The 23,726-nt window shown below is 59.2% G+C and carries 27 protein-coding genes, 1 other RNA gene and 1 riboswitch; of the genes, 11 read left to right on the top strand and 17 right to left on the bottom strand.

The features are described from left to right. Positions 1-4 precede the first annotated feature (4 nt). The 6 genes from AKU94_RS07340 to coxB form a co-directional block, all read right to left on the bottom strand. Positions 5-676, bottom strand: a complete 672-nt coding sequence (locus AKU94_RS07340) for an SURF1 family protein (protein WP_050526641.1) — start codon at positions 674-676, stop codon at positions 5-7. 84 nt (positions 677-760) lie between these two features. After that, a complete protein-coding gene (locus tag AKU94_RS07335) occupies positions 761-1,561 on the bottom strand; it encodes a cytochrome c oxidase subunit 3 (RefSeq protein WP_050526640.1) in 801 nt (266 codons plus the stop codon). Positions 1,562-1,611: 50 nt separating this feature from the next. After that, a complete protein-coding gene (locus tag AKU94_RS07330; protein ID WP_050526639.1) occupies positions 1,612-2,184 on the bottom strand; it encodes a cytochrome c oxidase assembly protein in 573 nt (190 codons plus the stop codon). Then, entirely contained in the window at positions 2,181-2,378 is a 198-nt protein-coding gene (locus tag AKU94_RS07325) for a hypothetical protein (RefSeq protein WP_050526638.1), read from the bottom strand. Before AKU94_RS07325 ends, AKU94_RS07330 begins: the two co-directional genes overlap by 4 nt. A 1-nt stretch (position 2,379) precedes the next feature. Next, positions 2,380-3,312: a heme o synthase gene (gene cyoE, locus AKU94_RS07320; protein ID WP_050526637.1), complete on the bottom strand. Its 933-nt coding sequence runs from the start codon at positions 3,310-3,312 to the stop codon at positions 2,380-2,382. 55 nt (positions 3,313-3,367) lie between these two features. Beyond that, positions 3,368-4,213: a cytochrome c oxidase subunit II gene (gene coxB, locus AKU94_RS07315; RefSeq protein WP_157056466.1), complete on the bottom strand. Its 846-nt coding sequence runs from the start codon at positions 4,211-4,213 to the stop codon at positions 3,368-3,370. A gap of 180 nt (positions 4,214-4,393) precedes the next feature. On the opposite strand from coxB, the gene tldD reads away from it, so the two are divergent. Both tldD and ssrS read left to right on the top strand, forming a co-directional pair. Beyond that, positions 4,394-5,815 carry a metalloprotease TldD gene (tldD, locus tag AKU94_RS07310; RefSeq protein ID WP_050526636.1) on the top strand — a complete coding sequence of 474 codons (1,422 nt, stop codon included), beginning with the start codon at positions 4,394-4,396 and terminating at the stop codon, positions 5,813-5,815. Between the two features lie 69 nt (positions 5,816-5,884). Beyond that, positions 5,885-6,041: non-coding RNA, 6S RNA (gene ssrS / locus AKU94_RS20985), on the top strand. Positions 6,042-6,049: 8 nt separating this feature from the next. On the opposite strand, the gene AKU94_RS07305 is transcribed toward ssrS, so the two are convergent. The 5 genes from AKU94_RS07305 to AKU94_RS07285 all read right to left on the bottom strand — a co-directional run bounded on the left by AKU94_RS07305 (position 6,050) and on the right by AKU94_RS07285 (position 9,205). Continuing rightward, on the bottom strand, positions 6,050-6,301 hold the full coding sequence (locus AKU94_RS07305; RefSeq protein WP_408633681.1) for a hypothetical protein: 252 nt from the start codon (positions 6,299-6,301) through the stop codon (positions 6,050-6,052). A 121-nt stretch (positions 6,302-6,422) separates the two neighbouring features. Beyond that, positions 6,423-6,860, bottom strand: coding sequence for a transcription antitermination factor NusB (nusB, locus tag AKU94_RS07300; RefSeq protein WP_408633676.1), 438 nt, complete (start codon positions 6,858-6,860; stop codon positions 6,423-6,425). A gap of 35 nt (positions 6,861-6,895) precedes the next feature. Beyond that, complete coding sequence (locus tag AKU94_RS07295; RefSeq protein WP_050526633.1) at positions 6,896-7,417, bottom strand: 6,7-dimethyl-8-ribityllumazine synthase; 522 nt, start codon at positions 7,415-7,417, stop codon at positions 6,896-6,898. A gap of 3 nt (positions 7,418-7,420) precedes the next feature. Beyond that, positions 7,421-8,521, bottom strand: a complete 1,101-nt coding sequence (gene ribB / locus AKU94_RS07290; protein WP_050526632.1) for a 3,4-dihydroxy-2-butanone-4-phosphate synthase — start codon at positions 8,519-8,521, stop codon at positions 7,421-7,423. 81 nt (positions 8,522-8,602) lie between these two features. Next, positions 8,603-9,205 carry a riboflavin synthase gene (locus AKU94_RS07285; protein WP_050526718.1) on the bottom strand — a complete coding sequence of 201 codons (603 nt, stop codon included), beginning with the start codon at positions 9,203-9,205 and terminating at the stop codon, positions 8,603-8,605. A gap of 159 nt (positions 9,206-9,364) precedes the next feature. On the opposite strand from AKU94_RS07285, the gene AKU94_RS07280 reads away from it, so the two are divergent. The 3 genes from AKU94_RS07280 (at position 9,365) to AKU94_RS07270 (ending at position 13,944) form a co-directional block, all read left to right on the top strand. Next, positions 9,365-10,654, top strand: coding sequence for a capsule biosynthesis protein (locus AKU94_RS07280; protein WP_050526631.1), 1,290 nt, complete (start codon positions 9,365-9,367; stop codon positions 10,652-10,654). Between the two features lie 92 nt (positions 10,655-10,746). Continuing rightward, entirely contained in the window at positions 10,747-11,886 is a 1,140-nt protein-coding gene (locus AKU94_RS07275; RefSeq protein WP_050526630.1) for a polysaccharide biosynthesis/export family protein, read from the top strand. Positions 11,887-11,892: 6 nt separating this feature from the next. Next, positions 11,893-13,944 carry a capsular polysaccharide biosynthesis protein gene (locus tag AKU94_RS07270; protein WP_050526629.1) on the top strand — a complete coding sequence of 684 codons (2,052 nt, stop codon included), beginning with the start codon at positions 11,893-11,895 and terminating at the stop codon, positions 13,942-13,944. Positions 13,945-13,948: 4 nt separating this feature from the next. Here the strand turns inward: AKU94_RS07270 and AKU94_RS07265 are convergent, their stop codons facing one another. The 3 genes from AKU94_RS07265 to AKU94_RS07255 all read right to left on the bottom strand — a co-directional run bounded on the left by AKU94_RS07265 (position 13,949) and on the right by AKU94_RS07255 (position 15,235). Next, positions 13,949-14,446: a MarR family winged helix-turn-helix transcriptional regulator gene (locus tag AKU94_RS07265; RefSeq protein ID WP_050526628.1), complete on the bottom strand. Its 498-nt coding sequence runs from the start codon at positions 14,444-14,446 to the stop codon at positions 13,949-13,951. A gap of 103 nt (positions 14,447-14,549) precedes the next feature. Next, positions 14,550-14,819, bottom strand: a complete 270-nt coding sequence (locus AKU94_RS07260; protein ID WP_050526717.1) for an FAD assembly factor SdhE — start codon at positions 14,817-14,819, stop codon at positions 14,550-14,552. A gap of 20 nt (positions 14,820-14,839) precedes the next feature. Beyond that, positions 14,840-15,235, bottom strand: a complete 396-nt coding sequence (locus AKU94_RS07255; protein WP_050526627.1) for a helix-turn-helix domain-containing protein — start codon at positions 15,233-15,235, stop codon at positions 14,840-14,842. A gap of 121 nt (positions 15,236-15,356) precedes the next feature. On the opposite strand from AKU94_RS07255, the gene AKU94_RS07250 reads away from it, so the two are divergent. From AKU94_RS07250 to AKU94_RS07225, 6 genes are all read left to right on the top strand, one after another. Then, on the top strand, positions 15,357-16,559 hold the full coding sequence (locus AKU94_RS07250; RefSeq protein ID WP_050526626.1) for a pyridoxal phosphate-dependent aminotransferase: 1,203 nt from the start codon (positions 15,357-15,359) through the stop codon (positions 16,557-16,559). Between the two features lie 92 nt (positions 16,560-16,651). Beyond that, positions 16,652-17,065, top strand: a complete 414-nt coding sequence (locus tag AKU94_RS07245) for a hypothetical protein (RefSeq protein ID WP_050526625.1) — start codon at positions 16,652-16,654, stop codon at positions 17,063-17,065. Between the two features lie 118 nt (positions 17,066-17,183). Continuing rightward, on the top strand, positions 17,184-18,461 hold the full coding sequence (locus AKU94_RS07240; protein WP_050526624.1) for a 4-aminobutyrate--2-oxoglutarate transaminase: 1,278 nt from the start codon (positions 17,184-17,186) through the stop codon (positions 18,459-18,461). Positions 18,462-18,594: 133 nt separating this feature from the next. After that, a complete protein-coding gene (locus tag AKU94_RS07235; protein WP_050526623.1) occupies positions 18,595-18,855 on the top strand; it encodes a glycine zipper 2TM domain-containing protein in 261 nt (86 codons plus the stop codon). A 92-nt stretch (positions 18,856-18,947) separates the two neighbouring features. Further along, on the top strand, positions 18,948-19,685 hold the full coding sequence (locus AKU94_RS07230; protein ID WP_050526622.1) for an energy-coupling factor ABC transporter ATP-binding protein: 738 nt from the start codon (positions 18,948-18,950) through the stop codon (positions 19,683-19,685). After that, the gene (locus tag AKU94_RS07225) at positions 19,660-20,256 is read left to right on the top strand and encodes an energy-coupling factor transporter transmembrane component T family protein (RefSeq protein ID WP_050526621.1); all 597 of its coding nucleotides are present in this window, start codon (positions 19,660-19,662) and stop codon (positions 20,254-20,256) included. Before AKU94_RS07230 ends, AKU94_RS07225 begins: the two co-directional genes overlap by 26 nt. 4 nt (positions 20,257-20,260) lie before the next feature. Here the strand turns inward: AKU94_RS07225 and AKU94_RS07220 are convergent, their stop codons facing one another. The 3 genes from AKU94_RS07220 to cobO are packed head-to-tail and all read right to left on the bottom strand — an operon-like array spanning position 20,261 to position 23,307. Continuing rightward, the gene (locus tag AKU94_RS07220) at positions 20,261-21,250 is read right to left on the bottom strand and encodes a phosphotransferase enzyme family protein (RefSeq protein WP_157056461.1); all 990 of its coding nucleotides are present in this window, start codon (positions 21,248-21,250) and stop codon (positions 20,261-20,263) included. After that, complete coding sequence (locus tag AKU94_RS07215; RefSeq protein WP_050526620.1) at positions 21,250-22,695, bottom strand: cobyric acid synthase; 1,446 nt, start codon at positions 22,693-22,695, stop codon at positions 21,250-21,252. Before AKU94_RS07215 ends, AKU94_RS07220 begins: the two co-directional genes overlap by 1 nt. Positions 22,696-22,698: 3 nt before the next feature. Next, complete coding sequence (gene cobO / locus AKU94_RS07210) at positions 22,699-23,307, bottom strand: cob(I)yrinic acid a,c-diamide adenosyltransferase (protein ID WP_050526619.1); 609 nt, start codon at positions 23,305-23,307, stop codon at positions 22,699-22,701. Positions 23,308-23,407: 100 nt separating this feature from the next. Next, a riboswitch (cobalamin riboswitch) is annotated at positions 23,408-23,645 on the top strand. The last annotated feature ends 81 nt before the right edge of the window (positions 23,646-23,726 follow it).

The raw sequence follows: 23,726 nt of genomic DNA, 5'->3' as shown, positions 1-23,726 counted from the left end.
CCCTTTATGCATGTTTACGCCTCATACGCCACAGCAGCAGGACTGTCATCCCCGCCCAGACAATCGCCAAGGAAAACCATGTAATCGCATAGTTCAAGTGGTTATTGGGAATGCCCGCGCTATCCACGGGTAAAGGCTCTATTCCGTCGCCAGATTGGCTGCGGGCGACAATCAGAACGGGTTCGGTTTTCAGGGCGGTCGCCATCGCAGGCAAATCACGCGCAAACCACAGCCCGCTTGCCGCATCGGGCGCAGGCGTAAACCCGTCCACCTCATCCGGCCAAAGCAGATTTCCCGTCACCTCTAGCTTGTGGGTCTCACGGGGCAAGCCGCGCGAAGCCTCGGCCAGAAAGCCGCGGTCCAGCAAGATCCGTCGGCCACTATCGGTTTCAAGAACCGCAATCACGCGAACACCCGCGCCAATATCCTTGCGGCTGACCAGAACATCCACACCCTCACCCGTCAGATGGCCAGAGGTGATAACCGGCAAAAATCGATCCGCCACCGGGTCGGGCTGTGCAGGCAAATCAACGGCGGCCGCGCCAATACGGGCATCAATCGCGGCCAAGGTTTCCTCTTTCCATGTCAGACGTTGCATCTGCCAAGTGCCAAGCGCCAACAAAATCGCGACCCCAAATATCCCGAAAAGCAAAGGCGCCACTGTCTGCCGTATCATTCGTTCTGTTCCATCTGAAAGCGAAGGGCGCGGCCCTTTCGGCCCGCGCCCTTGATGTGTCCGACCTTAACCCGTCATCCGGGTTTATTGGCCCCAAACGTAGATAGCCGCAAACAAAAACAGCCAAACCACATCAACAAAGTGCCAATACCAAGCAGCAGCCTCAAAGCCGACGTGCTGTTCGGGGGTGAAATGCCCCTTTTGCGCGCGCACCAAACACACGATCAAGAAAATCGTCCCGATCACGATATGGAACCCGTGAAAGCCGGTCGCCATAAAGAAGTTCGCGCCATAGATATTGCCCGCAAAGCCAAAGGCGGCGTGGCTATATTCATAGGCTTGCAAAAGAGTGAACAACCCACCCAGAACAATCGCAAGGATCAGGCCATTCTTGATGTCCTTGCGGTTGTTTTCATGGACCAGCGCATGGTGCGCCCAAGTCGCCGCCGCACCGGAACACAGCAAGATCAACGTGTTGATCAGCGGCAGGTGCCAAGGGTCGAATGTCTCAATTCCCGCTGGTGGCCAAACACCATCAATGCCGGGCGATAGCGGCCCCATCGGATACATCGCATGCTTAAAGAACGACCAGAACCAAGCCGCGAAAAACATCACCTCGGACATGATGAACATGATGAAGCCATAGCGAAGACCGATGCGAACAACGGGCGTATGATCGCCGGTTTCGGCCTCATGGACCACCTCGGACCACCAACCGAACATCACATAAAGCACAAGGGCCAAACCGATAAGCCCCATCCATGGGCCAGAGCCGTGCATCCAAATCACCGCACCGAACAGCATGATGAACGCACCGAGAGAGCCCATGAGGGGCCATATCGACGGCGGTAGAATATGGTAATCGTGGTTCTTGGCGTGGGCCATAGTCGTCATTCCCTCGTTTAGCGCTGTGCCGCTTTGTTTCGCGGTTTTTCTTAGTTTACTGCTCCGCTGTCAGGCTGGGCAAGGCTTGCTTGCTCCGTCTCTGGCAGTTCGGATTCATAAAAGGTGTAGGATAGTGTGATTTCGTGGACATATTTACCTTCGCGGTCATCCACAATTTCAGGATCCACATAAAAGGTTACGGGCATCTGAACCCGTTCACCAGGCTGCAACACCTGTTCGGTAAAGCAGAAACAGGCGATCTTGGTGAAAAAGCCCCCGGCCGAATCCGGCGCGACGTTATAGCTGGCCATACCGGCGACAGGGCGATCGGTCGGGTTATACGCCTCATAGAACGCCAGCCCGGTTTCGCCGATCCGAATCTCCATCTCTCGCTGCATGGGTTTGAAATCCCATGGCATACCGCGCGTTTTAGAGCCGTCAAAACGGACGGTAATAGTCTGATCCAAGATCACGTCCGAGGCGGCGGCCGCGGTCTGCGTGGTGCCCGCAAAGCCCGTCACACGGCAAAACCAGTCATAAAACGGAACCGCCGCAAAGGACAGCGACACCATCATGATGGCAACGCCCGTAAGCTGGATTGCAGTTTTCTGAATTGGCGTCATTGGCTTGGACCCTCCTCAACCGGGATCATTTCAGGGCGGACCACATGGTCAAACGCCTGCATTTCCCCCAAATTCATCACCTTAACCACCGTCAACCCAAAGACCAACGCAACAAAGGCCACCAACACAAGGCCCAGCCCGACATTGCGGCCAAGGCGACGTTTGTGCATCTCATGCTCTGCGCGGAATGCCATATTACCAGCCCCCAAGCCCGTAAGGTTTCAATGCGGCCTCTGCCAGAAAGGCCCCGAAATGCAGGAACAGATACAGCAGTGAGAATTTGAAGACCTGCTTTTCAACGGCATATTTATCCGCCTCGGCCTGCACCTCGTCGCGCTGCCAAATTCTCCACGCCCCCCAAAGGAAGCCCGCGTTCAGCACCGCTGACACCGCCAGATAAAGCGGCCCGCCAATAGAGGTAAATCCCGCACCGATCGCAAAGGGCACCAGCGCAATCGTGTAGACAAGGATATGATTGCGCGTGACCTTCTTGCCATGCGTCACAGTCAGCATCGGCACACCGGCCTTGCTGTAATCACTGTTCATGAACAAGGCCAGCGCCCAGAAATGCGGTGGCGTCCACATGAAGATCAGCATGAACATCAGCACCGATTCCACGGACACCCCGCCCGTCACCGCCGCCCAGCCGATCATGGGGGGGAATGCGCCCGCAGCCCCGCCAATCACGATATTTTGTGGCGTGGATCGCTTCAGCCACATCGAATAGACAACGGCGTAAAAGAAGATCGTAAAGGCCAACAGCCCCGCAGCCAGCAGGTTCGTCGCCAGCGCCAGCATGACAACCGCGATCCCCGAAAGCGCCAGACCAAAGCCCAAAGCCTCACGCGGGTGGACCTTTCCAGCGGGAATGGGACGGCCCGCCGTGCGCTTCATGATCACGTCGATATCGGCATCCCACCACATATTCAGCGCACCCGAGGCCCCCGCCCCAAGCGCGATAAACAAAATCGCCGTCATCGCCAGAAAGGGATGCACCGGCACAGGCGCCACCAAAACCCCGACCATTGCAGTGAACACCACAAGCGACATGACACGCGGCTTGAGCAAGGCGACATAGTCGCCAAAGCTCGCCTCTGCGTCTTGTGTATATGCCTGCGTATCGCTCATCACGTGGGTCCTTTACCGATAGTCTGGCGACGAGAAATCCCCGTCGCCGATGCTTTTAATCCGCCGATGCGACAGTGACCGGGGCCGCCGGAAGTCCCGCAAATTCCTGCTTGGCACCCGCCAGCCACTCGGCATAGGCCTCCTCGGACACGACCTTTACGGTGATCGGCATATAGGCGTGATCCTTGCCGCAAAGCTCCGAACATTGGCCATAGTAAATACCTTCACGTTCGGCATTGAACCACAGATGCGCCAGACGGCCCGGAACAGCATCCTGTTTTACGCCAAAGGCGGGGATCGTCCAGGAATGGATCACATCCGCACCTGTAACCGTCATGACGATGGTCTTGCCGACAGGCACAACAACAGAGGTATCCGTCGCCAGAAGATAATCGCTTTCGGCATAGCCATTCTCGGCCAGCTCATCCTTGGGCAACATGAAGCTGTCGAAACCAAACTCTTCGTCAACATATTCATAGCCCCAGTACCACTGATAGCCGGTGACCTTGATATTGATGTCGCCCTTCGGGATCTCTTGCTGCTTGAAAAGCACCGGCAAGGAGAAGGCACCGATCAACACCAGAATCACGATCGGAACAATTGTCCAGGCCACTTCCAGCGGGCTGTTATGGGTGAATGTCGCCGGCGTCTTGTTGCGCTTTTCGTTGAAACGCCATGCACACCACAAAACCAAGCCGGTCACCATCAGTGTGATGACCGTGATGATCACCAGAATGAAATCATCCAGCCAGTGAATATCGCGGGCCAACTCGGTCGCCGCTGGTTGAAAGCCCATCGAGCCGTTCACCGGCGCCCCCACAACTTCCAAATCCTGTGCAAAGGCCATCCCGGCCATCCACAGGGACCCAAAACCAGCAGCGATGCCGGAAATTCCTGTCATAATGCGCATTAGCATTTCCCGTTCGTTACGCGGCAGTTTTTGCCTGCTTTTTGAGATCCGCCAAAAGATAGGGCAGAATCCCGTTGTTTCCATCTATGGTGAAACCATATTAAGTCAGAAACAACAAGAGAAACCATAGCGGCATAACGTAGCCGTTTGATGTAAATCAAGGACACGCCCATGACAGACGCCCCTTTCCGCCCCTTTGAGCAGCATCTGGACGAGGCAAACACCCTTGATCTGTTGCGCAAAGCCACCCATGGTGCCGATGATGGTGAGCTGTTTCTGGAACGTCGCCGCTCAGAGGCGATTGTTTTAGACGACGGCCGTGTCAAAAATGCAACCTATGACGCATCCGAGGGCTTTGGCCTGCGGGCCGTTCGGGGCGAGGTTGCGGGCTATGCCCATTCTACCGAAATTTCCGAAGCCGCCTTGGGCCGTGCGCTGGAGACCACCCGTCTGGCCGTGGGTGATGGCGGCGGCACTTTGGCTGATGCGCCCAAAGGTACGAATCAAAAGCTCTATACCGATGCGAACCCGATGCTGGATGCCAGCTTTGCCGGGAAAATCGACCTGTTGCGCGAGATTGATGCCTTTACCCGCGCGCTCGACCCCCGCGTGGTCCAAGTATCCGCGACCATCGCAGCATCGCTGCAAGAGGTAGAGATCCTGCGCCCCGAAGGGCTGCGCCTTGCCGATATACGGCCTATGGCGCGGCTGAATATTTCCGTTATCGTGGAACAGAACGGACGCCGCGAACAGGGCGGCATGGGCGGCGGCGGGCGCTATGGGCTGTCGGGGCTGATGGAGCCTGCGCATTGGCAATCCGTCGCGCGTGAGGCCTTGCGAATCGCGGTGCTGAACCTCGACGCGGTGCCCGCCCCCGCAGGCGTGATGGATGTGGTCCTCGGGGCCGGCTGGCCCGGTATCTTGCTGCATGAGGCCATCGGTCACGGGCTGGAGGGTGACTTCAACCGCAAGAAAACCTCGGCTTTTTCAGGTCTTATGGGGCAACAGATCGCGGCCAAGGGCGTAACCGTTCTGGATGACGGCACCATCCCCGACCGCCGTGGTTCCATTTCTTTTGATGATGAGGGCACCCCCTCGGCGCGCAACGTGCTGATCGATGACGGCGTGTTGGTCGGCTATATGCAAGACCGCCAGAACGCGCGTCTGATGGGTGTGGCCCCTACCGGCAACGGGCGACGTGAGAGCCACGCGCATATCCCGATGCCGCGCATGACCAACACCTATATGCTGGGCGGCGACACCGATCCCGCCGAGATCGTCGCCAGCCTCAAGGATGGTATCTATGCGGTCGGCTTTGGTGGCGGACAGGTCGATATCACCAACGGAAAATTCGTGTTTTCCTGCACCGAGGCCTACCGTGTCCAGAATGGCAAAATCGGCGCGCCAGTCAAGGGGGCAACGTTGATCGGGGACGGGGCGACCGCACTGAAAAAGATCCGTGCCATCGGCAATGATATGGCGATGGACCCCGGCATCGGCAATTGCGGCAAAGCGGGGCAATGGGTGCCCGTTGGAGTGGGACAGCCAACCTTGATGATCGGCGGGCTGACCGTGGGCGGATCGGCGGCGTAAACACGAATGGCAAAAGGGGGCAACAGCCCCCCTTGTCTAACGCCGCCCGCAGCCCTATCTGTTGAATTGGCGGATCTGCTCGGTTTGTGATCAGCACATTTCCAGTGGCCCATAAGCAACTCCGAGGGAGCTGGCTCTGCCAAGATCTTGGTCTTGGTATCTGGCGCCCACCTGAAAACTCAGGCTCTCGGGAAATTCACGCAGACACGACTGCTGCGGTCCCCGCCACCCATGTCAGCGCCGCTTGGCGCCGACATTAACCCGTGCCAACTCTCCGGTGATATGCTGTTTCAGGCCGCCCTTGGGGCCGTCGTCAGGCGCCGCAAGGCTCATCACCGCATAGGCGAATTGTACACCAGCGAAAACGATGCCGTTGAACACAACCATCATCACAAACGCAAGCCAGCCCATTTCGCTGCCAGTCACCAGATGCCGCAAGCCACCCACATCAAAGAACACGATCGCCGAAACAAAGGCCAGCGCCAAGGCAAAGCCGATGGCAACGTTTACGATATAGAGTCGGATCAGTTTTGGCATAATATCCCCCGTTTCACAGATCAATATAGCATGGCCGGGGCATATTTCCACAATCCTAATCGTCGCAGGCTCAGAACGCCTCGGGTTTTGCCTCACGCGCCATGTGATCAAGCACGGCATTGACGAATTTTGATTCGCGGCCTTCGGGGAAAAAGGCCTTGGCGACATCGACGAACTCGGTGATCACGACCTTGGGCGGGGTCGGCAGTTCCAACATCTCGGCACCCGCGGCGCGAAACAGCGCGCGCAACACCGGATCAATGCGGGCGATGGGCCATTTTGCGACCAGCGCACGGTCGGTCATCTGGTCCACCCGCGCTTGACGGTTCACGGCATGGTTCAAGAGCGCGCGGAAATGGGTTACATCCCCCTCGGCCATCTCGTCCCCATCATAGGTCGCGCCGAAACGGTGGTTCTCAAACTCGCGCTGGATCGCCTCAACGGTCTGGCCGGAGCTTTCCATCTGAAAAAGCGCCTGTACAGCATAAAGCCGCGATGCGGATTTCATTTGCTTTTTCTGGTCTTTTTTTGGGTCAGGCTTGGTCATGCGCGAAAGCTATCCTCAGACGGGCGAAAGCCGATGCCTTTGCGCGCGCTGGACCAGCGGCGCGACAGGGCGATCAGGTGAAGGGCGGCAGCAGCAGCGCCGCCACCTTTGTTTTGTTTGTCGGGATTGGCGCGCACCTCGGCCTGATCCATATTCTCAACCGTCAGGATGCCATTGCCAATGCAGGCCCCTTGCAAGCCAAGCAATGAGATCGCGCGGCTGCTGTCGTTGCACACCGTATCGTAATGCGTGGTCTCACCGCGGATAACACAGCCAAGGGCGACGTAACCGTCATAGTTGCTCTGGCGTTCGGCCATCGCAATCGCGGTCGGCACCTCCAGGGCACCGGGCACCTCGATGACCTCCACCTCGGCACCGCAGGCAGCTGCCGTGGCGCGGGCACCGGCCAGCATCTGGTCGGCAATCGTGCGGTAATAGGGGGCGACCACAACAAGCAGTTTCACCGGCTTGTCGAACTCTGGCAGGGGCAAGGTGTAATGCGATTCAAGCGAGGCCATGATTCACCCTTTCGGAATGGCACGTGTGCCGGTGATTGTCAGATCATATGCGTCCAGCCCGACAATCCGCGGTTGGGGCGAATTGGTCAGCAAAACCATCTCTGTGATGCCGAGGCTCGACAGGATTTGCGCGCCCAGCCCGTATTGGCGCAAGGTTTGCGGGCTGTCATCACTGGCAGGTGTCATCTTCATATGCACATCGCGCAACAAAACCAGGGCGCCCCGCCCCTCGGCGGCGATCAGGCGCATCGCATCGCCAAACTCACCCGTCCGCCCGGCAGGGCCAAGCCCCGCCACATCCAAAAGCGGGTCCAGCGTATGCATCCGCACCAAGACAGGTTCCGGCGTGGAGATATCCCCCTTAATCAGCACCACATGATCCGCGCCCTCGGTATCATCGGTATAGATCCGCAACGTCCAGTCACCGCCGAATTCCGAGGTGACCGTGCGTTCCGAGTTCATCCGCACAAGGTTGTCATTACGGCGGCGGTAGGCGATCAGATCGGAAATCGTCCCGATGTTCAGCCCGTGCTTTTGCGCAAATGTGACCAGATCAGGCAGGCGCGCCATGGTGCCGTCATCATTCATGATCTCGCAGATCACGCCCGAGGGGTCCAACCCTGCCAAGCGCGAAACATCTGTCGCCGCCTCGGTATGGCCCGCACGCACCAGAACCCCGCCGTTGCGCGCACGCAGCGGAAACACATGGCCGGGACAGGCGATATCTTGGGGGCCTGCCTTGGGGTCAATCGCAACCTTGATCGTCAGCGCACGATCCGCCGCCGAGATACCGGTCGTCACCCCCTCACGCGCCTCGATCGAGGTGGTGAAGGCGGTTTCATGCCTGCTGGAGTTCTTGGCGCTCATCAACGACAGGCCCAAGGCATCGATCCGCTTTTCGGTCAGCGTCAGGCAAATCAACCCGCGCCCGTAGGTTGCCATGAAATTCACATGGGCCGCGGTGCACATCTGTGCGGGGATGACCAGATCGCCTTCATTCTCGCGGTCCTCATGGTCCACCAGAATGAACATGCGCCCATTGCGGGCGTCATCGATGATTTCCTCGATAGAGGCAATAGCATGTGTATATTCGGTCTGGGTCATTGTGGGCCTCACGTCTGGATGCCTTGCCCTTACCGCGCCTTGGAACCGAATGCCAGTGCAAGCGATGTTAAAACGGGGCGCTTATTGTTGTGCCCAATCGCGAAGGCGTGCGACATAACGCGCCATCGTATCCACCTCAAGGTTGATACGGTCCCCTACAGCCACATCGCCCCATGTCGTGGCGTGCTGTGTATGCGGGATGAAATTAACGCCGAAATCGGTGCCCGCCACCTCATTCACCGTCAGCGAAGTGCCGTTCAGCGCGACCGAACCTTTGGGCGCAATGAATCCCGCAAGTGCATGCGGCGCGCGAAAGGTAACACGGGTGCTGTCGCCCTCAGGGTGCATTGCGATCACCTCGGCCACCCCATCGACATGGCCCGAAACGATATGGCCGCCCAATTCATCCCCGACTTTCAGCGCGCGTTCAAGGTTAAGGCGCTTGCCCACACGCCAGCCGCCGATATTGGTTGCGCCCACCGATTCCGCGCTGATCTGCACGTCAAACCAGTTTTGCGGGCTGCGTCCCAGTTCGATCACAGTCAGGCACACCCCGTCACAGGCAATCGACGCCCCGATATCAATGCCCGCAATGTCATAGCTGGTCCCGATCCGCGCGCGCAGATCGCCCTGTTGCTCCAGCTCCAGCAGCGTGCCGATGTCTGTGACGATACCTGTGAACATGCCCATAACCCCCTGATTGTCGTCCAAGGCCTAGCGCCCCCAAAGCGGCTATGCAAGCGGCCTTAAATTTGGCCTCCCTTAACGACAAATTGCGATATTGCAGGAATAGACCCTTTACCAATGACAGAATTTGCAGTGGATAGGGGAAAAGGGGGCTCGATGCGCATATCAGGTGTAAATCGCCGGTTTTTGTTGTTGCAGGGGCCACATGGCCCTTTCTTCGGGCAACTCGCCGGGATGTTGACCAAGGCCGGGGCAGCGGTCTGGCGTGTGGGCTTCAACCGCGGGGACCGGGCGTTATGGCCGCATCCTGAATCCTACATTCCCTTCAAAGGCACAGCAAGGGAATGGCCCGCCACATTCACGGCCCTTATCAATTCACGGAAAGTCACTGATATTGTGCTTTACGGCGATACGCGACCGATCCATGCACAGGCCGTGCGAATCGCCAAGAGGGCGGACATTACGGTGCATGTGTTTGAAGAGGGCTATTTGCGTCCGCATTGGGTGACCTATGAGCGCGGCGGATCAAACGGCAACTCGCGGCTGATGGATCTGACGCTGACACAAATGCAAACCGCGTTGGAACATTACGACATGGACCTGCCCGATGCCCCTGCCCGCTGGGGCGATATGCGGCAACATATGGTGTGGGGCGCGCTTTACCATTGGTTTGTGCTGACCGGCTTTTGGGATTATCGCAACTATCGCCCGCATCGCACCCTGACTGTGTGGCAGGAATTTCTGCTGTACTGCAAGCGCTTGCTTTTGCTACCCCTTCACCGCTGGGAACGGATGCTGGCAGGTTTTCGGATCAAACACGGTGGCTTTCCCTATCATCTGGTCCTGCTGCAACTGGAACATGACAGCAGCTTTCAGATGCATTCGCCCTTTTCCACCATGACCGATTTTCTGAGCGTGGTGATGGAGGGGTTCGCACGCGGCGCAGCCCCCCATCATCACCTTGTTTTCAAGGCCCACCCGCTAGAAGATGGCCGCGTCCCCGTCGCTCGCGAAATCAAGCGTCTTGCTCTGCTGCACGGCGTCAAGGGGCGTGTGCATTTCGTGCGGGGCGGCAAGCTTGCAGGGTTGTTGAACCACGCGCGATCTGCGGTGACGGTCAATTCCACCGCAGCACAACAGGTGTTGTGGCGCGGTTTGCCGCTCAGGTCCTTCGGGGCCGCTGTTTACGACAAGCCTGAGTTTGTCTCATCGCAACCCTTGGACCGTTTCTTCACGCGACCGACCCGACCCGACAGCCGCGCCTACCGCGCCTACCGTCATTATTTGCTGGAAACGAGTCAGGTTTCAGGCGGTTTTTATTCTGCACGTGGCAGGCGCGAATTGCTGCGCCAAGTGGTTGATATGATGCTTTTGCACGATGACCCCTATGATGCATTGACCAAAGGAAGCGCGGCACCACGGCAACAGTTGCGCGCCGTGACGTGACAAGCCTTGGAAAAGCTGGAATTTTATCAGTCCTTTATATAGCGTGACAAAAAAATACTGAGGCAAAATCCAGAATATAAGGAGCCCGGGCAGTGAAAATTACGGCAAAAAAGGGGGCCAAAGGTCTGGCCCTTGCGCTTATCGTTACGGCTTTGGCTTCTTGTGGGTTGCCACGATCCGGGCCGAATAAGAAAGAAATCTTTGCAGGGTCCGTGCTTAAACAGGGCGATGCTTTTATTGTGTCAGTCAACAGCCGCGTGACCCGCGCGACATCGGTTGTTCCCGCGCTTGGCTTTGGGTCTGATTTCCGAAATGCAAGCATGATAGGATCGGATACAATCTCACCCGGGGATACCGTCGCGTTGACCGTCTTTGAAAACGTCAAGGATGATCCGCTTTTGGGCAATACCGGGCAACGTGTCTCAGCGCTGGAAGAAGTGCAGGTTGACGGCGCGGGCTATATCTTTGTGCCATATGCGGGACGGATCAAAGCTGCGGGCAACACACCCGAGGGGCTGCGCCGCCTGATCACACGCAAGCTTGATAGCCAGACGCCCGACCCTCAGGTAACCGTACAGCGGGTTGCGGGGAACGGGGCCACCGTGTCGGTTTCGGGCATGGTCGGCGGTCAGGGCGTCTATCCGATTGAGCGCCCGACACGCACACTTACGGCAATGCTCGCGCAGGCAGGCGGATCTGCGATTGAGCCTTCGGTCGCCATTGTGCGTGTGACGCGCGGCGGGAAAACCGGGCAGATCTGGCTGGAAGATCTCTATGCCAACCCCTCGCTGGATATCGCACTGCGGGCGGGCGACCGGATTGTTGTGGAGCGTGACACTCGCGCGTTTGTCGCGATGGGGGCGACCGGATCGCAAAACCGCGTCCCATTCGAAACTCAGTCCCTCTCAGCGATTGAGGCCATTGCGCAGGTTGGCGGGCTGAACACCAGCCTCGCGGATCCGACGGGCGTGTTTGTGTTCCGCAATGAGCCGGCTGAAATCGCAAATTCCGTCCTTGGCCGTTCCGACCTGACCGGCGATCAGCGCATGGTCTATGTTCTTGACCTGACCCAGCCAACCGGCATGTTTGAAGCACGCGATTTTCTGGTCCGCGATGGCGATACGGTTTATGTCACCGAGGCACCTTTCGTGCAGTGGCAAAAAACCATCTCCGCCGTCACCGGCACGGCCGGGGCTGCCGATTCACTTTCCTCAGTTGGCACTTCGGACTGATCACAAATGCAGGATCTGCCAATCGGATCAAACGCCGCCGGGGCATCCCCCCGGCGGCTTTTCGCGTATAATGCCGGGTTCTGGCGCGCCCCGCGGTTGCGGCGGATACTACAGCTTGCGGGGTATGAGCTGACCCTTGGCATTCCCGGCAAAGGCGATGCAGTTGCCGTTTGGGGTCATAGCCCCTATGCCAAACGTGGTGAGGCCATAGCGGCATGGCGGACAGCCGATTTAATACGGGTCGAGGATGCCTTTTTGCGTTCCGTCCGGCCCGGCCGCGCTGGTGATGCACCGCTAGGTTTGTTGATTGATCCTATGGGCGCCCATTTCGATGCCAGCCAACCCTCGCTGCTAGAGCATATTTTGACGACCGCCGATCTGGACAATGCGCATCTTTTAATGCGTGCGTCACGGGGAATAGCGCGTCTAAAGGCCTTGAACCTTACAAAATACAACATTCACGACCCAGAGCTGCCCTGCCCGCCACCCGGCTATGTCTTGGTGATTGATCAAACCAGGGGCGATGCGTCGCTGCGGGGATGCGGGCCGGATGTGTTTGACGAGATGCTGGCAATCGCCAAGCGTGAGCACCCTGACAAGCCTATTGTGGTAAAATCACACCCCGAGACCAATCTGGGCTTGCGTAAGGGCCATTTTCTTCCCTCTGCCGATTATACGCTATTGACCGCGCCCGTTTCCCCCTGGGCGCTGCTGGCTGGGGCTGCGGCCGTTTATACCGTATCGTCACAACTGGGGTTTGAGGCGATATTAGCGGGTCATCGCCCTCGGGTTTTCGGGGCGCCTTTCTATGCGGGCTGGGGTGCATCTGACGATACCGTTGCGCTCCCACACCGCCAACACCACCGGACCCCCGAACAGATATTTGCCGCCGCGATGATCCTTGCGCCGACATGGTATGATCCATGCCGCGACCGGTTGTGCAGTTTTGAAGAGGCCGTCGACCAGTTGGAGGCCGAGGTCCGCAGTTACCGCGAGGATCGCGCCGGCCACATCGCGCTTGGCATGCGTCTGTGGAAGCGGGGCCGGTTACAAGCGATTTTCGGACGCCACACCCCGTTGAGGTTTGCGACCTCCCCCAAAAAGGCCGTAACCGCCGCCACGACATCCAATGCCGGACTATTGATCTGGGCGGGCGCAGAGCCGACGGGCCTGACAGCACCCGTAGTGATCCGGCGGGTTGAAGATGGCTTTTTGCGCTCGCGCGGTCTGGGCGCAGACTTAGTGCCGCCGCTGAGCCTCGTTGCCGATGATCTGGGGATCTATTATGATCCCACCCGTGAAAGCCGTCTGGAACGGATTATCACCAGCCCCACACCACCGGGTGCCCAAGATCGGGCGCAAGCCCTGATGGAACGGGTGATCCGTGACCGCCTGTCCAAATACAACCTGCCCGCCGTGACAGTCCCCGATCTGCCCGCAGGCAGGCGCATTCTTGTACCCGGACAGGTAGAGGACGACGCCTCGATCCGCTTGGGCACGATGCTGGTCCGCGACAACCTTGCCTTGGTGCAAGCCACGCGCAAGGCCAATCCCGATGCCGTTTTGATCTACAAACCCCATCCGGATGTTGAGGCGGGTTTGCGCCCCGGCCATATTGACCCGACAGCACTGACAGCGCTTGTTGACCACATCGCCCATAGGGCAGATCCCATCGCCTTACTGGACCAGGTGCAAGAAGTGTGGACCATGACATCCCTTCTGGGATTTGAGGCATTGCTACGTGGCAAAAGGGTTACCTGTTTGGGCACCCCGTTTTATGCCGGTTGGGGGCTGACCAATGATCTTGGCCCCGTACCAAAACGACGTCTTTTACAGCCCGATGGAACGGCCCGCCGTCAAACCTCATTGAACCTTCTGGTCCATGCAACGCTGATTTCATATCCGCGTTACTTTGATCCCGTCAGCCGGCTGCCCTGCCCCCCTGAGGTGGTTCTGGACCGACTACAAAGCGGCGTATTTCCACGCCGCTCAGGTGCCAACCGTCTGCTTGCAAAAATACAAGGCGCATTGGCCAGCCATACCGCGTTTTGGCGGTAAACCATCAATAGATATACCGGATCTGATCTGTCCAATAGCGCTCCATCCGCTTGAGCGACTGGTTGATATTTTCCATACCTTCGCTGTTGATTATTCCGCGCTGTTCAAACCCTTCGGTATGACGCGCAAAAAGGTCATTCAGCACGGTGCGAATGTAGCGCCCCTTTTCCGTCAGGCTAACCCGCACGGAACGCCGGTCAATCTCGGACCGCTGATGGTGCATGTAGCCCAGGTCCACCAGCTTTTTCAGGTTATAGCTGACGTTGGACCCTTGATAATAGCCCCGCGATTTCAGCTCACCGGCCGTGACCTCATTGTCACCGACATTGAACAACAGCAGCGCCTGCACCGAGTTGATCTCAAGCACCCCCAAACGTTCAAATTCGTCTTTGACAACATCAAGCAACAACCGATGCAGCCGTTCGACCAGCGCAAGGCTTTCAAGGTAACTGGACATCAACGCCTTATCAGAGCCATCCAGCAAATTCGTATGTAGGGTCATTCTTTTCTCCGCCCCGGAAATGGATAGGGACAGATTCGGGACAAAACACAAACATTCGGTAAACTCGTGCTAGATTAGTCTAGAATTTGCGAGAATAACGCGCTTATTTCTTCAGGCGGCTGCGGGCAAAAACGCCGATCTCTGAAATCAAACCCTTGTAATCGTTGGGAGATTCGGAGTTCCCTAAAATCCAAGGCAAAATCTCCTGATCGTTTTCCCACAGCAGGCGATCGTAAAGGGTCAATCGCGCCTCATCCATGCCCACCAGATGCTCATCGGCAAAGGGGCCAAGAATCATGTCCATCTCCTTGGTCCCGCGCCGCCAGGACCGCATCTTCATACGCTTAAGCCGCGCATCAGGGGTTTCTTGCAGCATCGATTCTGGCATGTGGCTCATTGTCCTGTTTCCCGTACCATCGCGCGCAAACGCTTTTCCAGATGCCCCATATCCTGAGACAGCGCCAAGGCCATTGCGCGCATCCGTGACAGTTCTGCCAAGGCCGCGTTCAGATCGGTATCGCGCACCGGTACGGGCGGCTCAATGCCCTCACCCTCACCCGTCAACAGCCACCGCATAGAGACATTGAGCATCCCCGACATCATTTGCAGTTTGTTGGCGCGCGGTTCCGAGTGATCGTTTTCCCAGTTCTGAATTGTGGTCAGCTTGACGCCGATACGCCGGGCAAGCTCCTCTTGGCGCAGGCCTGCGGCCTCGCGGGCGCCAGCGACGCGATCGCCAAAGGTTGCCGCTTCGGCACTATACCAGTTTGCGCTGTCTGTATCCGTCATTCATCGACTCCCCAAGGCTCGTTATCGCTTGATCGTATACTGCGCGCATTCTATGACAAGAGGCCGCCAAGTACAAACGGGGCCGTCGCGGCATCTATGCCCCCTGAGCCGGAGCCTGCCAATGGCCTTTTTGTCCGATACCCTCGCCCGTGTGAAACCTTCGCCCACCATCGCCGTCACCACCAAGGCTAATGAGCTGAAGGCCGCCGGCAAGGATGTGATCGGCCTCGGTGCCGGAGAGCCCGATTTCGACACGCCGCAAAACATCAAGGATGCGGCCAAGGCGGCGATTGATGCGGGCCGGACCAAATACACCGCCGTGGACGGCATCCCCGAGCTGAAAAAGGCGATCTGCGCGAAGTTTGAGCGTGAAAACGGGCTGACCTATGCGCCGAACCAGATCTCTGTCGGGACGGGTGGCAAACAGATTTTGTATAACGCGCTGATGGCAACCTGTAATCCGGGCGATGAGGTTATTATTCCCGCGCCCTATTGGGTGTCCTATCCCGATATGGTCTTGCTGGCAGGCGGCACGCCGGTTGCGGTGGCCGCAGGGATCGAGACTGACTTCAAACTGCAACCCGAACAATTGGAAGCGGCGATCACGCCCAAAACCAAATGGTTCATCTTCAACAGCCCCTCGAACCCCACAGGTGCGGGCTATACCCGGGATGAGTTGAAGGCCCTGACCGATGTCTTGATGCGCCACCCGCATGTCTGGGTGATGTCGGATGATATGTATGAACATCTCGTCTTTGACGATTTCGAATTCTACACCCCCGCACAGGTGGAGCCCGGCCTTTATGAGCGCACGTTGACCTGCAACGGTGTGTCAAAAGCCTATGCCATGACCGGCTGGCGCATCGGCTATGCCGGTGGTCCTGTGGCGTTGATCAAGGCGATGGGGACAATCCAGTCGCAATCCACCTCCAACCCTTGTTCTGTCAGCCAATATGCCGCCCTGGAGGGGCTGACCGGCCCGCAGGAATTCCTGACCGACAACAAGGCCCTTTTCCAGCGTCGCCGCGATCTGGTGGTCGGTATGCTTAATGAGGCCGAGGGCATCGCCTGCCCCAAACCCGAAGGCGCGTTTTATGTCTATCCCGATATCTCGGGCTGCATTGGGAAAACCTCGGCTGCGGGCACCAAGATCACAAATGATGAGGTTTTCGCCACCGCCCTGCTAGAGGAAACCGGCGTGGCCGTGGTCTTTGGCGCGGCCTTTGGCCTGTCTCCGAATTTCCGCGTCAGCTATGCGACCGCCGATGATACGCTAAAAGAGGCCTGTACCCGCATCCAGACCTTCTGCGCGGGCCTGCGCTGATCCGAACCACCCGGCTGCGCGTTTTGCGTGGCCGCGTGTTGCCTCCGCCTTTCGCAGCGGGCGCCAAATGATCGTGCAACAGGGGAAAACAGATGGATAACCTGCCAAAGTATTACTTTCGGGTGCGCGACAACGGGGCGCTGGTGTTTCGCATCGGCACCGACAACCGCCAGCGCCGCATCGACATGGACCAGATCGCAACCGTCAACATCCGCAACGGCGAGGTAAAGCCCCAAGGCGATCACAGCCTGACCCCTGAAGATCTCACTGAAATCCAAAGCTGGGTCGCATGGCGCACCACCCAACTGGCCGAGCGCGAGGTCGATGACATTCTACGCACCATCGACCATATGAACCTGACCAGCCAGTGGGTGCAAACCCGTGCCTCTGATGCACAGCTGGACCAAGTGACTGATGCGCTGCTTATGGCGATGCATGACCTCAAATCGGTGCTGATACGCAAAAAAGCCGACCGTATGGCGCGCGATTCCGACTTGGAAAGCTGAGCAGGCGCGCCTTCAACGGCCTGCCCGGCCCCTCCGCTCTCTGCCGCTATAATCGCCTATTGATGCGGCAGCCGAAAAAGGGTCATATTCCTGATGATCTTTAATCGGGGTATCGACGATGTTGAATGCAGAAGTGGCCAAGCGCAAGGATGAGGCAATCTCGCGCGGTGTAGGCATGATGACGCAGATTTATGCGGAGCGCGCGCTTAATTCCGAGGTCTGGGATATCGAGGGCAACCGCTATATCGACTTTGCCGCTGGCATCGCCGTGGTCAATACCGGCCATTGCCACCCCAAGGTAATGGCCGCCGTGACCGAACAGTTGGGCCGCTTTACCCACACCTGCCATCAGGTCATGCCCTATGAACCCTATGTCCGTCTTGCCGAACGCCTGAATGCGGCGGTTCCCGGCGATTTCCCTAAAAAGACGGTGTTTGTCACCACAGGCGCCGAAGCTGTTGAGAACGCAATCAAGGTTGCGCGTATCGCCACGGGGCGCCCTGCCATCGTGGCCTTTGGCGGGGCTTTTCATGGACGCACATTCATGGGCATGTCGCTGACCGGCAAGGTAGAGCCTTACAAGAAAGGCTTTGGCGCGATGATGCCGGATGTCTATCACGTGCCCTTCCCACAGGACATTCACGGCATCTCGACCGCTGACGCAATGTCCGCACTGAACAAGCTGTTTAAATCCGATCTGGATCCGGGCCGCGTGGCCGCGATCATCTTTGAACCCGTACAGGGCGAGGGCGGATTTTATCCCGCACCGCCGGAATTGCTACGTGAGTTGCGGGCGCTTTGCGACACGCATGGCATCGTGATGGTCGCGGATGAGGTGCAGACCGGCTTTGCCCGCACCGGCAATATGTTTGCGATGGACGGCTATGATGTGGCGGCCGATATCACCACCATGGCCAAGGGCCTGGCCGGCGGTTTGCCACTGGCCGCGGTCACCGGCCGTGCCGATCTGATGGACGCCGCCCAGCCCGGCGGTTTGGGCGGCACCTATGCGGGCAACCCGTTGGGCGTCGCTGCGGCCAACGCCGTGCTTGATGTCATCGCGGAAGAAAGGCTTTGCGACCGCGCCAACGAGCTTGGCAGCCGCCTGCGCCAGAAACTGGAATCGATGCGCACCACCACCCCCGAGATCATGGACATTCGTGGTCCCGGCTTTATGGTCGCAGTGGAATTCGGCAATCCGGCGACCAAGGCCCCTGATGCCGATTTCACCAACCGGGTGCGGCTTGAGGCCCTGAAGCGCAACCTGATCCTGCTGACCTGCGGTGTCTACGGCAACGTGGTCCGTTTCCTCGCGCCGATCACCATTCCCGATGATCATTTTGCCGAGGCAATGGATATTCTGGAGGAAGCTGTCGCCGCCGCGCGCAAGGGCTGAACCCTTTTGAACACCCGGAAAAGGAGGTTCTACCCTCCTTTTCCGGGCCTCATCACGTTTTTTTGAAACTTTGCGGAACAATTTGGCGGCTTGGGCGTTCCCACTTCAGTCAGTTATTTTGAATGAGGATGTCATGAAAACGTTACTGCTTTCCCTTCCCGTTGTCGCGCTATCCCTTGCGGGCTGCCAAACTGCCAACCAGAATGCGGCCGCAGGGGCCGTCGCGGGCGGCGTTTTAGGTGCCGCCGTTTCTGATAAGGATGACCGTTTGACGGGCGCCGCCCTCGGGGCCGCGGCCGGTGTTGCGGCCTCTACGTTGATCGGCACGGCGCCCGGCAATGACCAATGCTACTATCGCAACAGCCGCGGCGAACGTTTCATCGCTGATTGCTGATCTCGGGCGCAGAACCAATTGCCCCGAGCCTTGGCAGGGGCGGGCAGGCAGGTTAAACCCTCCCATAACCGCCTCCCCAATCGATTGCGACTATGCCCCTGCCAAACCATCCCGCCGGACTAATGCTTGAAAATGTCGGCCTTACCGTTGCCAGCCGGGTGATTTTGTCTGGCCTGACACTGACGCTGACCGAAGCGCGCATCGGCATTGTCGGGCGCAACGGATCGGGAAAGACCAGCCTGCTGCGGCTGCTTTCCGGCCTTGTGCCACCCAGTTCCGGCACAGTGCGCGTCGATGGGCTGGACCCTGCCCGCGCGCGTAAGGCGATGCTGTCGCGGCTCGGCATCCTGTTCCAGAACCCCGACCATCAGATTATCTTCCCGACCGTGGCTGAGGAATTGTCCTTTGGCCTGCACCAACAGGGCATGACGAAATCTGCCGCGCAAACCGCCATGCGCGCGATGCTTGCACAGCATGGCCGCAGCCATTGGGAGGATCGCCCCGTCACCGCCCTGTCACAGGGTCAGCGTCATTTCCTGTGTCTGCTCTCGGTGCTGGCAATGAAGCCCGCCACGATTTTGCTGGATGAGCCTTTTGCGGGCCTTGATCTGCCAACACAATCGCGGCTGACGCGGACCTTTGATGCCTTGCCGCAACGCCTGATCCTGATCACCCATGATCCGGCGGCACTTGCGGGTTATGACCGGATAATCTGGCTCGAAGAGGGGCGTATCCGTGCCGATGGCCCGCCATCCACGATCCTACCCGATTTCACAGCCGAGATGGCCCGTTTGGGAGAAGTCGATGCTGACACTGACCTGCCCGATTAAGACCCCCCTGCACCGCATCGCCGTGGGGCCGAAACTGCTGGCCCTCGCGGTGACCAGCGTCGCCCTATTCCAATTACAGAACCTCTGGCTGATCGCGGCGATCATGGCTGTGGTGGCGGGGCTTCATCTTGCTTTTGGGCGTGCCTTTGCCCGTCATGCGGCGGCCATGCTGCGCCCGCTTTGGCCGTTTTTGCTGATATTGGGGGTCTGGCACGGCTGGACCGGTGAATGGGCCACGGGGGCCGCTTTGGCTGGCAAGATGCTGGTGGCCGTGGCGCTGGCCAATCTGGTTACCATGACCAGCAGGCTAGAGGATATGATCGCCCTTATTGAACGCCTCTCGCGCCCTTTGGCCCGCTTTGGCCTGTCGCCCCGTGCGCTGGCCGTGGCAATGGCATTGGTCATCCGCTTTACGCCGGTTTTGATGGAGAAAACGGCCCAGCTTGGCATGGCATGGCGCGCCCGATCCACGCGCCGCGCCAATTGGCGCATCATGCTGCCCGTCAGCCTGATGGCGCTGGATGATGCCGATCATGTGGCCGAGGCCATCCGCGCCCGGGGCGGGTTGTGACGCCTTAGCCGTGGCTGGCCAGATAACGCCGTGCCAAAACAAGCGTGCGGGCGGCGAAATCGGGGGCGAGCATTTGCGGCTCGGGGGCCTCGATGTGGCTGCCGATCCACGCCAAAAGCGCCATACGACGCAGCATGATGAAGGTGTCGATCTCGGCCTCATCACGGGCAGAGAGGGGCCGCACCTTCCGGTAGCCCCGCAACCAAGCCGCGCGCAAGGCGGGGATCTGGGGGTGATCCTCAATAAAGCTGATGCCGGCTGCGAAATCGTACAGATGCCAACCCAACCCGCAATCGTCAAAATCGATCAACCGCGTGGTCGCGCCATCAATCAACAGATTTGCCAGACGCATATCCGCATGGATCAACCCATAGCGATCCGCCCCCTTGCCAAAGACGCACAGACGGCGGCGGACGGTGGCCTCGGCCTGTTCCAGCACCGTGACAATTTCGGGGGTGACATTCGGGGCGGCACGCCAATCCCCCCAAGTGGGGTTCGGGCCAAAGACCGCCTCATCATCCCAGATCAAACGCTCCAGCGGGGTGGTCGGCTGCCACTTTTGTGTGTGCAGATGCATCGTGGCGGCAATAGCGCCCAATGACGCAAAGGGCGCGGTCAGATCGTTATTCTCATCCGGTTGCGCGCCGGGGGCAAAATCAAACAGCACCATAAAGCGCGCCCCGTCCAGATCGGACGCATGGCCCTGCTGCACAAATTTGCCATCCCGCCCCGCGATCGGCGCAGGGGTCAGTATGGCACCCTCCGCAGCCAATGCCTGTGACCACTCCAGCTCTTGCTCTATCCCGCGGCGGGAATGATAGGCGGCACGGTGGATACGCAGGACCGCGCGCAAATCAGGGGCCTCCACCAGCCATGTGGTGTTTTCCGACACATTGATCAACCGCAGAGTCGCCCCTTCGGGCACAGGCCACAGCGGCAGCGATGCCTGTGCCAGCCGCTCCAACCGGGGCAAAAGATCGGCCAGAGACACCATCAGCGCGCAGCCTCCAACAAGCCAGAGACATCCAAGTGTGCCTCCAGATGCGCGGCAAGGCTGTCTAATGCTGCCTCAACCGCCGCGCTATGGCTATGGCTTGAGGATACGCCGAGATTGGCCAGAAAGGCCGCGCGAAAGGCATCATCCGAGAACATCCCGTGCAAATAGCTGCCCGTGACCCGCCCGTCAGCGCTGATCGCACCCTCGTCTTCGGCACCGATGCGGGCAAAGGGGCGGGCGCGGTCGGGGCCGTCGCTGCGGCCGATGTGGATCTCATAGCCCTCCAGCGGTGTATCGCTGACGATATGGCGGCCCTGCGCTTGGGTCAGGCGTTTATCGCCGGTCATCACCGTGTCGACATCCAGCAAGCCCAGCCCCGCGGTGGTGCCCGCAGGCCCCTCCGCCCCCTCAGGGTCCGCGATAGAGCGGCCAAGCATCTGGTAGCCCCCACAAAGCCCAAGGATCCGGCCACCGCGCCGGTGGTGGGCGGCAAGGTCGATATCCCAGCCTTGCGCTCGCAAAAACGCCAGATCGCCGCGCGTCGATTTGCTGCCGGGCAGGATCACCAGATCGGCATCGCCGGGAATCGCCTCTCCGGCGCGCAGCATCGTCAGCCGCACGCCCGGCTCTTGGGCCAGCGGGTCGAGGTCGTCGAAATTGGCAATGCGTGAAAAGGTCAGCGCGACAATGTGCAACCCCTCAGCCTTGGGGCGCGCGGCGATATCCAGCGCATCCTCGGCGGGCAGACGCCACGCTTGGGGGAACCAAGGGCAAACGCCAAAGCCGCGCCAGCCCGTGCGCGCGCCGATCAGCGCATAGCCGTCCTCAAACAAACGCGGATCGCCGCGGAATTTATTGACCAGAAATCCCGCCACCATTGCCGCATCTTCCGGGTCGATCACCGCTTGGGTGCCGATGATCTGCGCAATCACCCCGCCGCGATCAATATCCCCCGCCAGTATCACCGGCACATCCGCCGCACGGGCAAAGCCCATATTGGCAATATCATCGCGCCGCAGATTGACCTCAGCGGGGCTGCCGGCCCCTTCGACAATCACCAGATCATATTGCGCCTTGAGACGGGAAAAACTGTCCAGAACCGCGCCCATCAGCTGTGGTTTCAGCTCCGCATAATCCGCCGCGCGGGTCGAGGTCAGCCAGCGCCCCTGCACGATCACCTGCGCCCCGGATTCGGTTTCCGGCTTGAGCAGCACAGGGTTCATATCCGACACCGGCACCAGCCCCGAGGCCTGCGCCTGCAATGCCTGCGCCCGCCCGATCTCGCCGCCATCCACCGTTACGGCGGCATTGTTCGACATATTCTGCGGCTTGAAAGGTGCCACGGTCAAACCGCGCAACCGCGCCGCCCGGCACAGCCCCGCCACCAGCATCGACTTGCCCACATTGGAGCCGGTGCCCTGGATCATCAGCGCGCGGCCCATCCCCTAGAACTCAACCCCTTTTTGCGCCTTGATCCCGTCACGGAAGGGGTGCTTGACCAAGGTCATCTCGGTCACCAGATCGGCGGCCTCGATCAATTCGGGCTTGGCGTTGCGCCCCGTCAGCACGACATGGGTCATCAGCGGCTTTTGCCTTTGCAGGAAATCCACCACCTCGTCGATCTCCAGATAATCATTGCGCAGCGCGATGTTGATCTCGTCCAAAAGCACGAATTGGATCTCGGGATCGAGGATCAGCGCCTTGGCCTGTTCCCAGCCATTGCGGGCGGCGGCGATGTCGCGTTCGCGGTCTTGGGTCTCCCATGTAAACCCTTCGCCTGACACAACAAATTTGCACGCATCGGGGAAATGTTCTTGCAAGAAATCGCGTTCGCCTGTGGCGCGCCCCCCCTTGATGAACTGCACCACGGCACAGGGCATCTGATGGGCGATACAGCGCATGATCATCCCGAACCCCGAAGAGCTTTTGCCCTTGCCGGTGCCGGTGTGAACGATGATCAGCCCGCGTTCCTCGGTCTTGGTTTGCATCATCCGGTCACGCGCGGCTTTGATCTTGCGCATCTTTTCGGTGTGGCGGCTGTTGGTGTCGTCCATCCGTCCCTCCCTTAGGGGTTCATCGGCCTGATGTGTGGCAGCCTGCGTGCGGGGCGTCAATATGGCAGCTTGGGCTCTTGACTTGGCAGGGCCAAGCGGTCAGACCTGACCTTGTGTTGGTGCCCGGTCTTGACCGGGTGAAAAGGGAATTTGCAATCGGGCCGAGCGCGCAAGCGCTTGATCCGGTCAGCAAAGCCGCCCCCGCGACCGTGACCGGAGAGGTCACCCGAATGCCACTGGCCCAAATGGCCGGGAAGGGCGGGTGACCGACAAGGGCTGCCATCCGGCACCCCCTGACATCCGCAAGCCGGGAGACCTGCCAGCACGGATTGATCGAAACCGGGCGGGGTGCCTCGGTGGCGGGTCGCTATCGTTTTGCACCCTGTCGCCTTGCCCCGTTCTGCCAAATGAACGGGAAC

The sequence above is a fragment of the Pseudorhodobacter aquimaris genome (genome assembly GCF_001202025.1).
Taxonomy (GTDB): Bacteria; Pseudomonadota; Alphaproteobacteria; order Rhodobacterales; family Rhodobacteraceae; genus Pseudorhodobacter; species Pseudorhodobacter aquimaris.
The sequence above is the reverse complement of the archived record's forward strand: the minus strand, read 5'-3'. Positions and strand labels throughout refer to the sequence as shown.